The 13271-nt window shown below is 69.3% G+C and carries 13 protein-coding genes; 6 read left to right on the top strand and 7 right to left on the bottom strand.

Going from position 1 to position 13271, the window contains the following annotated elements; all coding sequences use genetic code 11:
- Positions 1-8 precede the first annotated feature (8 nt).
- Entirely contained in the window at positions 9-857 is an 849-nt protein-coding gene (locus tag ABZ420_RS14665; RefSeq protein ID WP_357121994.1) for an LLM class flavin-dependent oxidoreductase, read from the top strand.
- 109 nt (positions 858-966) lie between these two features.
- Here ABZ420_RS14665 and ABZ420_RS14660 read toward each other — a convergent pair whose 3' ends face one another.
- Entirely contained in the window at positions 967-1902 is a 936-nt protein-coding gene (locus tag ABZ420_RS14660) for a 4-(cytidine 5'-diphospho)-2-C-methyl-D-erythritol kinase (protein WP_062972681.1), read from the bottom strand.
- 91 nt (positions 1903-1993) lie between these two features.
- The gene (locus tag ABZ420_RS14655; protein ID WP_357121991.1) at positions 1994-2746 is read right to left on the bottom strand and encodes an SDR family oxidoreductase; all 753 of its coding nucleotides are present in this window, start codon (positions 2744-2746) and stop codon (positions 1994-1996) included.
- Between the two features lie 77 nt (positions 2747-2823).
- Here ABZ420_RS14655 and ABZ420_RS14650 point away from each other — a divergent pair, with 77 nt between their 5' ends.
- Positions 2824-3417, top strand: a complete 594-nt coding sequence (locus tag ABZ420_RS14650; protein ID WP_357121988.1) for a TetR/AcrR family transcriptional regulator — start codon at positions 2824-2826, stop codon at positions 3415-3417.
- Here the strand turns inward: ABZ420_RS14650 and ABZ420_RS14645 are convergent.
- Positions 3414-4307, bottom strand: a complete 894-nt coding sequence (locus ABZ420_RS14645) for an Abi-alpha family protein (protein ID WP_357121985.1) — start codon at positions 4305-4307, stop codon at positions 3414-3416. The two genes, ABZ420_RS14650 and ABZ420_RS14645, sit on opposite strands and share 4 nt — an antisense overlap.
- Positions 4298-5572 carry a hypothetical protein gene (locus ABZ420_RS14640; RefSeq protein WP_245549089.1) on the bottom strand — a complete coding sequence of 425 codons (1275 nt, stop codon included), beginning with the start codon at positions 5570-5572 and terminating at the stop codon, positions 4298-4300. The genes ABZ420_RS14645 and ABZ420_RS14640 overlap by 10 nt, the downstream gene beginning before the upstream one ends.
- 240 nt (positions 5573-5812) lie before the next feature.
- Here ABZ420_RS14640 and ABZ420_RS14635 point away from each other — a divergent pair, with 240 nt between their 5' ends.
- Positions 5813-6691 (top strand): Abi-alpha family protein, encoded by an 879-nt coding sequence (locus ABZ420_RS14635; protein WP_083864042.1) that lies wholly within the window; start codon positions 5813-5815, stop codon positions 6689-6691.
- Positions 6692-7136: 445 nt separating this feature from the next.
- Positions 7137-7664: a nuclear transport factor 2 family protein gene (locus ABZ420_RS14630; RefSeq protein WP_357122137.1), complete on the top strand. Its 528-nt coding sequence runs from the start codon at positions 7137-7139 to the stop codon at positions 7662-7664.
- 1 nt (position 7665) lies between these two features.
- Here the strand turns inward: ABZ420_RS14630 and ABZ420_RS14625 are convergent, their stop codons facing one another.
- The gene (locus ABZ420_RS14625; RefSeq protein ID WP_357121982.1) at positions 7666-9309 is read right to left on the bottom strand and encodes a peptide chain release factor 3; all 1644 of its coding nucleotides are present in this window, start codon (positions 9307-9309) and stop codon (positions 7666-7668) included.
- Between the two features lie 303 nt (positions 9310-9612).
- On the opposite strand from ABZ420_RS14625, the gene ABZ420_RS14620 reads away from it, so the two are divergent.
- Together ABZ420_RS14620 and pth are read left to right on the top strand one after the other, a co-directional pair.
- A complete protein-coding gene (locus ABZ420_RS14620) occupies positions 9613-10203 on the top strand; it encodes a 50S ribosomal protein L25/general stress protein Ctc (protein ID WP_357121979.1) in 591 nt (196 codons plus the stop codon).
- The gene (pth, locus tag ABZ420_RS14615) at positions 10175-10783 is read left to right on the top strand and encodes an aminoacyl-tRNA hydrolase (RefSeq protein ID WP_357121977.1); all 609 of its coding nucleotides are present in this window, start codon (positions 10175-10177) and stop codon (positions 10781-10783) included. The genes ABZ420_RS14620 and pth overlap by 29 nt, the downstream gene beginning before the upstream one ends.
- 36 nt (positions 10784-10819) lie before the next feature.
- Here the strand turns inward: pth and ABZ420_RS14610 are convergent, their stop codons facing one another.
- Both ABZ420_RS14610 and ABZ420_RS14605 read right to left on the bottom strand, forming a co-directional pair.
- Positions 10820-12472, bottom strand: coding sequence for a fatty acyl-AMP ligase (locus ABZ420_RS14610; RefSeq protein WP_357121974.1), 1653 nt, complete (start codon positions 12470-12472; stop codon positions 10820-10822).
- Between the two features lie 98 nt (positions 12473-12570).
- Entirely contained in the window at positions 12571-13230 is a 660-nt protein-coding gene (locus tag ABZ420_RS14605; protein WP_357121971.1) for a lysophospholipid acyltransferase family protein, read from the bottom strand.
- Positions 13231-13271 lie beyond the last annotated feature (41 nt).

Here is a 13271-nt window from a genome sequence, read left to right as displayed (position 1 = left end):
GGAATTCCATGCATGTCGGCCTCGGCCTGCCCATTTCCGATCCCGCCGCCCTGCTCGACTGGGCCCGGCGCGCCGACGCGGGCCCGTTCCGCACCCTCGGCCTGCTCGACCGGCTGGTCTACGACAACCCCGAACCGCTGATCGCGCTGGCCACGATCGCCGGCGCGACCAGCCGCGTCAAGGTGCAGACCGAAGTGCTGCTCGCGCCGCTGCGCGATCCGGTGCTGCTCGCCAAGCAGGCCGCCACGCTCGACCGGATGACCGGCGGACGGCTGGTGCTCGGCCTCGGCGTCGGCGGCCGCGCCGACGACCACCTCGCCTCGGGCACCGACCTGCGCACCCGCGGCCGCCGCCTCGACGAGCAACTCGCGCTCCTGCGCCGCCTGTGGGCGGGGGAGGCCTACAGCGACGAGTGCGGGCCGATCGGCCCCGCGCCGCTGCGCCCGGAAGGGCCCGAGATCCTGTTCGGCGGCTTCCAGCCCGCCGCGCTCGAACGCGTCGGGCGATGGGGCGGCGGATTCCTCGCCGCCGCGCCGCCCTCCTGGGCGGGCAACCTCTTCGATACCGTGCGCCGTTCCTGGACCGACCACGGCCGCTCGGGTGACCCGCGGATCGTCGCCCAGGTCAACGTGGCGCTCGGCCCGGATCACGTCATCGAGGACGCCCGCGCGTCGATGGGCGCCTACTACGCGTTCAGCGATTACACCGAGGGCTTCCTCGCCGGAATGCTCACCACGCCCGCGCAGATCCGCGCCACCATCGCCGAGTTCGGCGATCTGGGCGCGGACGAGGTGATGTTCTACTGCTACGGGCGCGACGCCGATCAGGTCGATCGGCTCGCCGACGCGCTGCCCTGAGCAACGCGCCCTCGTGCAGCGGCGGAGGACTGGACGCTTCCGTCCGGCCGGGGCTGTCCTCGCGTCGCTGCCGGTCGGGCGCCTTGGTCCGTCGGAGAGGCGCTGCCGGTCAGTGCTTCCCCGACGGGTCGGCGCTGAGGATGCGCGCGCCCGGCACAGGCCCGCCGGCCGTCCGCACGCTGCGGCAGACGCCCGCGCCCGCGAGTTCGGCGGCCACCGAGATCGCCGATTCCTCGCTCTCGCACAGGAACGCGCACGTGGGCCCGGAGCCGGACACCAGCCCGGCCAGCGCGCCCGCCGTGACGCCCGCCCGCAGCGTGCGGCGCAGTTCCGGCTTCAGCGACACCGCCGCCGCCTGGAGGTCGTTGCCGAGCAAGGGTGCGAGCTGGTGCGCGTCGCCGGAGGCCAGCGCCTGCATCAACTGCTGCGGTTCGCCGACCCGGGGCGGATCGCCGTGCTCGCGCAACCGGTCGAGTTCGGCGAAGACCGCGGGCGTGGACAGGCCGCCTTTGGCGAATGCGAGCACCCAGTGAAAGGTATTGCGCGACAGCACCGGCAGCAGGCGCTCCCCGCGGCCGGTGCCGAGCGCGGTGCCGCCGTGCAGGGCGAACGGCACATCGCTGCCGAGTTCGGCCGCCACCGCGCTCAGTTCCTCCCTGGACAATCCCAGGTCCCACAGCTCGTTCAGCCCGACCAGCGCGGCGGCGGCGTCGGCGCTCCCGCCCGCCATGCCCCCGGCCACCGGAATGCCCTTGGCGATGGCGATTTCCACCAGGGGAGCGCGGCCGCCGAGGTGCGCGAGCCGGACGGCCGCCTTCCAGACCAGGTTCGTCCGGTCGGTCGGCACGTCCGCGGCGCCCTCTCCGGTGACCCGGACGGCCAGCGAACCCGAGGGGGAGATCTCCAGATCGTCGCTCAGGGACAGCGCTTGGAACACCGTGGTCAGGTCGTGGTAGCCGTCGGCACGCAGGTCGCCCACTCCGAGATGGAGGTTCACCTTCGACGGCGCCCGCACGGTGACGGGACTCGGCACAACTGACAGCACGGTGCTCAAGCCTAATGGGAGCGGCCGGGCGATGCCGTTCAGTAGCGGGCGTCGCGAAAAGGAACCGGGGGCGGGCCAAATCCCCGGGCCGTTACAGCAGTCCGCCGCCGGTGGCGTCGATCCACTGCCCGGTCACCCAGCGCGCCTCGTCGGAGGCGAGGAACGCGACCACGTCGGCCACGTCGGCGGGCTGACCCACTCGTTTCAGCGGGGACATCGCCGCCACCGCCGCCTGGCTTTCGGCGTTGCGCAGCCAGTTCGCGTTCATGTCGGTGTCGATGATGCCCGGGGCCACCGCGTTAACCGTGATGCCGCGTGTTCCGACATCCTTGGCGAGCACGCTGGTGAAACTGTCGATCGCGCCCTTGGTCATGGTGTAGGCGATCAGCTGCGGCATGTACGCGCCGTGGGTCAGGCCGGTGGAGATGTTGACGATCCGTCCGCCCGGCCGCAACCGATCCAGGCCGAGACGGGTGATGAAGAAGGGCGCCTTGGCGTTGATCGCGAAGACCCGGTCGAACGCCGCCTCGTCGGTCCCGGCGATCGGCTCCCGGATGCCGTCGGTGCCCGCGTTGTTCACCAGGATGTCCAGGCCGTCGGCGTGCGCGTCGAAGGCCGCCCACAGCGCCTCGGCGTCACCGGGCACGCCCAGTTCGGCCCGAATCGCGAATGCCGCGCCGCCCGATGCCTCGATCGCGGCCACGGTCGCCTTCGCGGCCTGCTCGTCGCTGTTGTAGTGAACCGCCACCCGTGCGCCGTCACGGGCCAGTCGTTCGGCTATCGCCCGGCCGATACCCCGGCTGCTCCCGGTCACCAGTGCTGTCTTGCCCGTCAGTGCGCCCATCACGGGCCCCTTTCTCTAGCGGCCGCTACAGAAAGAAAGGTAGCACATTCTCTAGTGACCGCTATAAAATTGGCCGCATGAGCACCACGACCCGCGGGCGGCCCCGATCCTTCGACCGGGACGCCGCGCTGGAGAAGGCCATGCGGCTGTTCTGGGAACGCGGGTACGAGGCCACGTCGATCGGAGACCTGACCGCGGCGATGGGAATCGGTGCGCCCAGCCTGTACGCGGCGTTCGGGGACAAGAAGACGTTGTTCGCCGAGGTCGTCGCGAAATTCGGCGCGCGCTACGGTGGATTCGTCACGCGGGCGCTCGCCGAGGAGGGCACCGCCGACGCGGCGGTCCGGCGCATCCTGCGCGAGGCGGCGGTGGAATACACCCGGCCGGAGTGCCCGCACGGCTGTCTGGTGATCAGCGCGGGCGTCAACACCACGAGCGCCGAGATCGCAGATTTCCTGCGCGACCTGCGCAACCGGAACATCGACGCGTTCGCCGCGCGCATCCAGGCCGACATCGACGCGGGCGTCCTATCGCATCACCTGGACGCGCGCACGCTGGCGCGCTATGTCGGCACGGTGATGCAGGGAATGTCCCAGGCGGCGCGGGACGGCGCGAGCCGGGCCGAATTGCAGCGGGTGGCCGAGCTGGCGCTGCGCGGGTGGGAACCCTAGTGCCCCGAGGCGCGTCCGTCCTGCACCACCACGGGCAGGCAGGTGCGCACGAAGTCCGCGCCGAAGTCGGTGAGCACCACGCTGCGGTAGATCACCTTGGTGCCGAAGCCGGACCGCTTCAGCATCTCCCGCACCGGTGACTGCGCCTCCAGCAGCTGATACCGGTTCGGATTGCCGACCGGCTCGCGCGCGTGCTCGACCAGGCCCAGTCTGCGCAGGTTGGTCAGGTACTGCTGGATTCGGTTGGGGAAGCGCAGGCCGGCGTGCTCGCCGATCAGGGTGAGCATCGAGCCGAGGCGTTCGGAGCCGAGCGCGCGCGGACGTCCGGTGCGGATGTCGATCGAGGGCTGCGGCCCGTCCAAGTGCAGGAAACGCAGGATGCGCGCTTCGTCGGGGGTCAGCTCGGCGAGCATGCCCGCGAAGGCCGGATGGTTGTCGTCCTCGCCGTGCGGGCTCGCCGACAACCGCAGCAGCGCGGCGCCTTGCTCGCGCAGCGTCGGCACGGCGTCCTGCGCGGGCGGTTGCGCGGCGGCGGACAGGCCGAGCGCTTTGCGCATCGCGTCACGGACTTCGGACTCCGCCTCGGCCAGCACTTCTCGCGGCGGCGCTCCCTCGATGCTGCGTCGCACGACGGTCGAGGTGACGTCGACCGCGGTGCCGACTCCCCAGGAGGTCACCCCCGTGACGGCGGTCCACGCCACCCGTGCGACGCCCGTCGCGGCACGCACGGTGGCCACGGGAACCGTGACCCGTCTTGGTAATTCGTCGGTGTGAGCGATGTCCGAAGCCGGCCGCCGGGCGATCTCCTGCGATGGCCCGGCATTCGCCGCCGTCGCGTTGAGGTGCTCGACGGCCTCGAGATCGCCGTCGTCCGGACTCGCTACAGCCATGATGTCGCCACTCCCGTTCCGAAGATCAGGATATGAGCGTATCCGGCGAAGAGCCCCAGCACGCCGCCATGGACGAAAAGGAGCCATTCATCCTGCTTGATGGCCGCGCGGAGCATGTCGACGAAGTCCGGCGGCGACAACATCGCCATCTGCCTGGCGATGTATTCGTTGATCTGCCTGCCCTGGCGGACATTGAACTCCGGGTCCGCGAACGCGATCGGCGCGATGGACATGGCTTCGTTGGTGAAGGTCGATTGCAGCGAGTCGTATTCGCGGCTGCCGAGCATGAACTTGACCGCAGGTCGAGCGGGGCCGAGCGCGCGGTCGGCGGCCGGGCGCAGCGTGTCCTCCAGCATCTGCATGGTGCGATCCGAACGCGGGCCGTTGAGCAACTCGTCGCCGATATTCGCCACGGTGATCACCTGGCTGGAAACCAATTCCGCGTATCCGTCGGTGATTTCGGACTTGCGTTTGATCAGCAGGCCCTGCCGCCACGGGACCCACCACTTCGGATATGCGGGCGCGAAGATCATATTGATGCCGATCCAGTTGACCACCCAGCCGATGATCACGCCGCCGATCGGCAGCACGACCAGGCTGGACCAGCCGCTCAGATGCAGGATGGCCACCAGCAGCACGCCCATCGGCGCGCCGAAGTAGAAACCGAAGTTCTGCATGAATCGCAGTTCCTTCGCGCCGAGCACTTGGAACAGCGTGTTGAGCAGATGCGGTCGGGCCTGGAAGTAGCGGATCACCATCTGCTTCACATCGAGCAGCTGATCGATATTCGCGCCCAATTCCTCGGTCAGCTCACGCAGGATCTCCGGCAGCTGCTGGCGCACCCTGGCATGCACCATGTCGCGCACCTGGGCGGGCAGGTTGTACCAGAGCTGAGGATGCTCGCGGCGCAGGATGTCCTCGACGATGTCCTTGATCTGCGCGTCGGCGATGCTGGTGAGATGCTCGGCCAGCTTGTCCGGCTCGAGCTCCCGGTAGAAGTCGGCTACGCTGCCGAGTTTGGCCAGGCCCTTGTCGACCGCGATGCTCGCCATCTTGTCGGCGCGCGACGGGACGATGCCCTGCCACCCGAACCGGCCGTCATAGCTGAGCAGCGGGAGGACCTGAATTCGCTTGGGCAGGAATGGATACAGCGCGCGCAGCCCGGGAACTCGGACACCGTGGAAGGCGACCGGCTTGAACAGCATGAGCACGCCGGTCCAGTTGGTGATGTAGCCGATCACGCCGGTGAAAAGCGGTATGGTCACGAGCTCGAGGAGGATCGTGGGGTGGATTCCGAATACGCTCTCTAACACGACACCCTCCTGCCGATACACCGGTGATCGCCGCCTCACCGGCAACCAAAACTAGCACCCCCTCCTCGAAGAAACCCTATTGCGCGCCGCGTGCCGGTCGCACTGTCCGAGTCAGGCGGTGCGAATGACCCGCGACACAAGGGGAAGTAATCTGTGGAGCGGATTCGTTCCCCCGGCGATATCGGAGAAAACGTGGCAGACGACAGGACCGGACAGGACGTGGCCCGGCCAGGTTCCCGCGCCGTCGAGCGCAGTTCGGATGTCGAACAGCGGCAGATCAGCAATGAGGCACGGCTGATCCGCGGCGTGTTCCGCGCGGCAGGAGTGGCCGCGGGCACCGTCGTGCGCGGAAGTCAATGGGCGGTCGGCACGACCTACGAGGTCACCAGGGAAATCACCCAGGCCGCGCTGGACGGGGAGTCCTCGGCGGAGATCGCCGAGCGAACCGGAAACGCGTTGCGTTCCATCGCCCGCAGCGCGCTCGGCGTCACCGAGGGCTCGGTCCGGGAGATCGTCAGCTACGTCCCGACCTCCAACGGCCCCACCTCGCAGCAGCCGCTGACCGTCGGCCCCTACCTGCGCTCGGCGAGCACCGAGGAGTTGCGCCGCCGTGGCGACGCGCTGCTGGCCAGGTCCGCCGACGTCTACTTCACCGAGGACGTGCACCCGGCCTACGACCGCATCCTCGACGAACTCGCTCCCGACGAGGCGCGCATCCTGCGCTTCATGGCGCTCAACGGGCCGCAGCCCGCGGTCGACGTGCGCACCAACCGGCCGCTGGGGATCGGCTCGGAACTGGTGCAGGGTGATCTCACCTCGGTGCCCGAGCAGGCCGGCGTGCGCTACCCCGACCGCGCGCGGTCCTACCTGATCAATCTCAATCGCCTCGGGCTGACGCTGACCTCGGACGATCCGGTGGTGCTGAGCCGGTACATGGTGCTCGAGGTACAGCCCGTGGTGGAGGCGGCACTGAAGAAGGCGGGCCGGGCGCCGAAGATCGTGCGCAAGAGTCTCCGGCTGACCGAGTTCGGCGAGGACTTCTGCCGTACCTGCTTCACGATCGGAAGCTGACTCCCGAAGTTGATCTTGACCGGAATGTTCCGCTCGCCGTGATAGCAATCTGATACAACCCTCCCAATCCGGCACTCGGGATGGGATTGTTGAGGGTATGGATCAGCGAACCGGCGGGCAGGGGCGCGGCGACCCAGGTTTGGGCATCGCTGGGCAAGTGCGTAACGACCGGGGCACGGGCTCCGGTGGGCCGCAGCACGACGACCTGGGATTTCCCCCGGGCGGCCGAGAACGCGGCGGGGTGGACATCGATTCCGGCATACCGGAGCCGGAGGAACGAGATTTCGACCCGGTCGGTGCGGGTCCGGACCGCGACAGGGGGGCGACCAGCGCCGGTGAAGGGGATGCCGACGCCGATGACCGGCTGCGCTTCGACGCGGGAACCATCGACTTCGGGCAGGTGCGCGACGATCCGCGGGCGGGCCGCGGCCGCGACGAGCGGGAGCTGGACGACGTCTCGGCGATCTCCCGGCTGAAGTACCGGTACCTGCGCACCCTCGACACCAAATCCTGGGACGACTTCGCCGACACCATGGTGCCCGAGGCGACCGCGACCTACAGCGAATATCTGCAGTTCGAGTCGCGCGAGGCGTTCATCGCGTTCATGCGCAACACGCTCGGGCCGCACGTGATCACCGAGCACCGCTGTGATCACCCGGAGATCGATGTGGACGGCGACACCGCGACCGGCACGTGGTACCTCGCCGACACGGTGCTCATTCCGGGCCACAACATGCTGCTGCGCGGCGCGGCCTTCTACACCGACCGCTACGTCCGCTGTGACGACGGCCGCTGGCGCATCTCGCACACCGGCTACGAACGCACCTACGAAGTGGTGCTCTCCCTCAGCGACCTGCCCAGCCTGCGGCTGACCTCGAGCCGCTGGGGCCTGATCGCGAAAGAAGACGGCATCTCTTCGATCGAACGCGACCCCGGGGCCCCGCCGATGCGGCCGGAGTCCGAGGCCGGCTGACTCAGTCGGCGGTGGCCACCAGGGGCTCCAAGGTGAGCGCCGGGTGCTCCTTCTCGATGTATTGCAGCCGCCATTTATCGCTGAACAGCGCGAGCAGCGCACCGTCTGAGCGGGTGAACACCTCCACCCCGCGCTGCCGCCCGAGTTCGTCCGCCGACGCGGCATCGGTGCGCCGGGCCAGCGTGTAGCCGAGGTGCTCCATCGTGGTCTCGACGTTGAACTCCGTGAGCATGCGCGCGGTCACCACTTCGAACTGCATCGGGCCGACGGCCGCCAGGACCGGAGCGGCGTCGCCGCGGATGTCGTTGCGCAGCACCTGCACGACGCCCTCGGAGTCGAGCTGGTCCATCGCCTTGCGGAACTGCTTGTACTTGCCCGCGCTACGGGCCCGCAGCACGGCGAAATGCTCCGGTGCGAACGACGGGATCGGCGGGAACTCCACCTTCTTGTCCACGAACAGCGTGTGCCCCGGAGCCAGCGCCGTGGCGTTGACCAGGCCCACGACATCACCGGGGTAGGCGGTGTCGACGGTGGCGCGTTCGCGGCCGAACACGGTCAGCGCGTACTTGGTGGCGAACGGCCGCCCGGTCTGCGCGTGGGTGACCACCATGCCGCGTTCGAACTCGCCCGACACGATCCGCATGAACGCGAGCCGGTCCCGGTGGGCGGCGTCCATGCCCGCCTGCACCTTGAACACCACCGCGCTGAACGGATCGCCGGTCTCGCGCGGCTTGCCCTCGACGTCGCGGCGCGGACCCGGGGCCGGCGCGAGCGCCACCAGGGTCTCCAGCAGCTGCCGGACGCCGAAGTTCAGCATCGCGGAGGCGTAGATGACCGGTGAGGTCTGCCCGGCCAGGAACAACTCCTGGTCGTGGTCCTGGCCGGTGGCCGAGAGCAGCTCGCTCTCCTCCGCGGCGGTGGTCCACGGCTCGCCTTCGCGCGCCTGCGCGGCCTCCGGAGTCAGCGACTCCTCCGGCGCGATGGTCGCGCCGCCCGCGGTGCGGGTGAAGTGGATGTATTCGAGCGCCGCGCCGTCCGGGCCGCGGCGCAGCAGACCGCGGAAGTCTCCCGCGATACCGACCGGGAGGAACAGCGGGGTGGGGGTGAGGCCGATCCGCTCGTCGATCTCGTCGAGCAGTTCCAGCGGAGCCCGGCCCGGCCGGTCCCACTTGTTGATCACGGTGATCACCGGGATGCCGCGGTGGCGGCAGACCTGGAACAGTTTCAGCGTCTGCGGCTCCAGGCCCTTGGCGGCGTCGATCAGCATCACCGCGGCGTCGACGGCGGTGAGCACCCGGTAGGTGTCCTCGGAGAAATCGGAGTGGCCGGGGGTGTCCACCAGGTTGATGACGCTGTCGACCTCGGACCCCGCGGCGCGGTAGTTGAACTGCAGCGCGGTCGAGCTGACCGAGATGCCGCGCGCCTTCTCCATCTCCATCCAGTCCGAGACGGTGGACTTGCGCCCGGCCTTGCCGTGGATCGCGCCCGCCTCGGAGATCATCCTGGCGTGCAGGGCGAGTGCCTCGGTGAGCGTGGACTTGCCCGCGTCGGGGTGGGAGATCACCGCGAACGTGCGCCGGCGGGCTACCTCGGCGGACAGCCCGCGGGGTGCGGGCGCGACAACACCCTCAGGGGAGGCGCTCAACGCAAGACAACCTTTCGCAGACAACCGATCGGCAACCACGCCAGCGTACGCGACTCGCTCCAGCGCGAGCCGAACCGCCGGTGACCACCCGATTCAAAGAGCGCCTCTGCGCTGGGGTATGGTGTTCGGGTTGTCTCGGCGAGGGTGACCGCAGACCAGTTTGCGGCACCGTGATCGACGCGGCTCGGCTTCCGGCCGTCCTCGTTCGGTCTTCGCCCCGACGAGTAGACCACCCCCGTCAGGTGTGCGGAACCCCTGACGTGTAACTGCCAGCCCGGAAGAGCCGTAGGAGTAGATCCAGTCATGTCCGACGTCAACCTTCTCGAAGCATCCGTACGTACCGAGTTCGGCAAGGGCGCTGCCCGCCGTACCCGTCGTGCGGGCAACGTCCCGGCCGTGCTGTACGGCCACCAGGCCGACCCGCAGCACCTGTCGGTGAACGCCCAGGCCTTCGCCGCCATCCTGCGTGAGCACGGCACCAACGCGGTGCTGAACCTCGTCATCGACGGCCAGAAGCAGCTCGCGCTGACCAAGTCCGTCGTGGTGCACCCGATCCGTCGCTACATCGAGCACGCCGACCTGCTGATCATCAAGCGCGGCGAGAAGGTCACCGCCGACGTGAACGTCACCGTCGCCGGCGACGCCGCCCCCGGCACCCTGGTCACCCAGGAAGCCACCACCGTTTCCATCCTGGCCGACGCGATGAAGCTGCCCGAGGCCATCGAGGTCTCCGTCGAGGGCATCGAGGCGGGCACCCAGATCACCGCCGGCGAGCTGCAGCTGCCCGAGGGCGTCGAGCTGGCCACCGATGCGGAGATCCTGGTCGTCAACGTGATCGCCGCCCCGGCCGCCGAGTCCGCCGAGGGTGAGGCCGAGGGCGAGAGCGCTGAGTAACAGCGCACCGTCCGCCGGGCCCGCGCTCGTCGTCGGACTGGGCAACCCCGGTCCCGAATACGAGCGCACCCGGCACAATGTGGGTTTCCTGGTCGCCGACGTGCTCGCCGAGCGCGTCGGCGGCCGTTTCGGTGTGCACAAGAAATCCGGCGCCGACCTGCTGCAGGCGCGGCTGGACGGGCGCCAGGTGCTGATCGCGAAGCCGCGGTCGTTCATGAATCTGTCCGGGCGGCCGGTGGCCGCGCTGGCGAAGTTCTTCTCCGTGCCGCCGACCGAGGTGATCGTCGTGCACGACGAACTCGATCTGCCGTTCGGCGCCATCCGGCTCAAGCGCGGCGGCGGCGAGGGTGGCCACAACGGTCTGCGCTCCGTCTCCAGCGCACTGACCACCAAGGACTACCTGCGCACCCGCATCGGCATCGGCCGCCCGCCGGGCCGCCAGGATCCGGCCGACTACGTGCTGAAGCCGTTCTCCGCGCCGGAGCGCAAAGAGGTCCCGGTGATCGTCGAGCAGGCCGCCGACGCGGTGGAGCTGTTGCTGCGCGTGGGTCTCGAGACCGCGCAGAACCGAGTGCACTGAGGCGCACCTCGCTCGATACGCGGTGCGCCCGGCCGATCATCCGCGCGGCAGATGGATCGCGGTCGCGGCCCTGCGCAGTTTGCCCGAAGAGGTCTTCGGCAGTGCGCCGGGCCCGAGCACGGTGACGGTGCGCGGCCGAGCGCCGACCTCCGCGAACACCGAATGCACGATCTCGCGCTCGATGCGCTTGACCTCCTCGGGGTTCTGGTGGCTGCCGCTCTCCACCACCACGGCGAAACTCTCCCGCTTCTGGCCTGCGTCCAGGCGCACCGCCACCGCGTTGCCCGGACGTACGCCGCTCACCCTGGTCGCGGCGCGCTCGATGTCGGTGGGGTAGATGTTGCGGCCGCCCATGATGATCACGTCCTTCATCCGGCCGCACACCACGATCAGCCCCTCGTCGGTGAAGTAGCCGATGTCGCCGGTGTCCAGCCAGCCCTCGTCGTCCTGGGCCGGTTGGAATCCGTCCACCGTCACATACCCGGAAGTGACCGCGGGGCCGCGCAATTCGATCACACCCACCGACCGGGTAGGCAGCGACTGGCGTTCGCTGTCGACGATCCGGCCCTCCAGATGGTCGACCAGATAGCCGAGGGTGGGCAGTCTGCGGATGTTGGCGGGCTGGCCGTGCTCCTCCGGCACGGGCACCGCCTTGCCGATCGCTTCGAGCAGATCGGCATCGATCACGTCGAGCACCTGTCCGTGACCGGCGTCGGGGATCGATACGGCGAGCGTGGTCTCGGCCATGCCGTAGACCGGGGTGAGCGCCATCGGGTTGAGCCCGAAGCGTTTCCCGGCGGCGGCCAGAGCGTCCATGGTGTCCGGGTCCACCGGTTCGGCGCCGTTCCACATGTAGCGCACGCTGCTGAGGTCGAACGCGCCGTCGTCGGCCTGCCGCAGCCGCCTGGCCAGCAGCGAATAAGCAAAATTCGGTGCGGCGGTGACGGTTCCGCGGTACTTGCTGATCAGCTCGGCCCACAGCAGTGGCCTGGTGAGGAAGTCCAGCGGTGTCACACACACCACTTCGGCGCCGAATTGCATCGGGACGCTGAGGAATCCGACCATGCCCATGTCGTGGAACAGGGGCAGCCAGCTGACCATCACGTCGTCGTCGGGCTGGAATTTCACCCGATCGAACATGGCGTGGGCGTTGACGAAGAAGTTCTCGTGCGTGATCCGGACCGCCTTGGGCGAGCCGGTGGAACCGGAGGTCAACTGCTGCAACGCGATATCGCCCTCGGCGGTGGGCACCGGGTCGATATCGGGACCGTCGGGCAGCTGGTCGATGCGCACCACGGTGATGCCGCGTTCGCGCAGCAGCGGCTCGGCCGCCTCGAACGGCGCGCCCAGCACGACCGCGCGCGCTTCGATCATGGTCAGCACGGTCTCGGTGTCGCGCGCCCAGACGACCAGATCGGTGCGCGGAGTCGGCTGGTGCAGCATGGTGATCGACGCGCCGCGCATCCAGACGGCCTGGCAGGCCGGGGCGATGTCGACCGGCATGCCCGCGAGCACGCCGACCGCGTCGCCGTGCCCGATGCCCGCTTCGGCCAGCCCGCCCGCCATGCGCCGGGCGATCCGGTGGATCTCCGCCCATGTGCGCCGCAGCGGGGCGCTGGGCTCGCCGGTTACCAGTCCGCGCTCGGAGTTTCGCGCCGTGGCATACATCTCGTCGGTGAACCTGCTCAACGTTCATCTCCTAACCACCAGCTGTCGCCGGGAACCGGCCTCCCCCCACTATCCCGCCATCGCGGGGCGGCGTTAACCCCTTTTCCGGGGGCCGCAGGTCACAGCGACGAGAAGGTGGCCGCGTAGCGATCGACATAGCACCGGCCCGAGCGCGCGGCCAGCTCGCGCATCAGCTCGTCGGTGGCGGCGCGCACCATGTGGCGCTGTTCCGCGGGCGGGTAGCGGCGCGGCGCCCCGAACTCGATGCGCACTTTGCCGAACCGCGGCAGACGACTGCCGCGCGGGTTCACCCGGTCGGTACCCGACAGCGTCACCGGAACGACCGGCGCGCCGGTGGCCATGGCGACCCGCAGGGTGCCGGTGCGGCCGCGGTAGATCCGCCCGTCCGGTGATCGGGTGCCCTCGGGATGGATCGCCCAGACCCCGCCCGCTTCCAGGATGCGGGTGGCCGCCGCCAGTGCGCCCGCGGCCGCGTCGCCGCCGGTCCGGTCGACCGGGACCTGCCCGGAGACCGAGTAGAACCACCGATTGAACCGGCCGCGCAGGCCCGTCCCGGTGAAGTACTCCTGTTTCGCCAGGAACGTCACGCGCCGGGGGACGACCAGCGCGAGGTAGAGCGAGTCGATCACGGCGAGGTGATTGGCCGCGATGATCACCGGCCCGGTGCGCGGGATGTTGTCCAGCCCCGCGACATCGGGCCTGCCGAGCAGCCGCAGCAGCGGACCGAGCAGCACGTACTTGAACAGCGAGTACCACATGTAGACCTCCGTGGACGAATGCGTAGACACTGTCTACCGCA

This window comes from Nocardia sp. NPDC005745 (genome assembly GCF_040630775.1).
GTDB lineage: Bacteria > Actinomycetota > Actinomycetes > Mycobacteriales > Mycobacteriaceae > Nocardia.
This window is presented reverse-complemented; position numbering and strand designations above follow the sequence as displayed.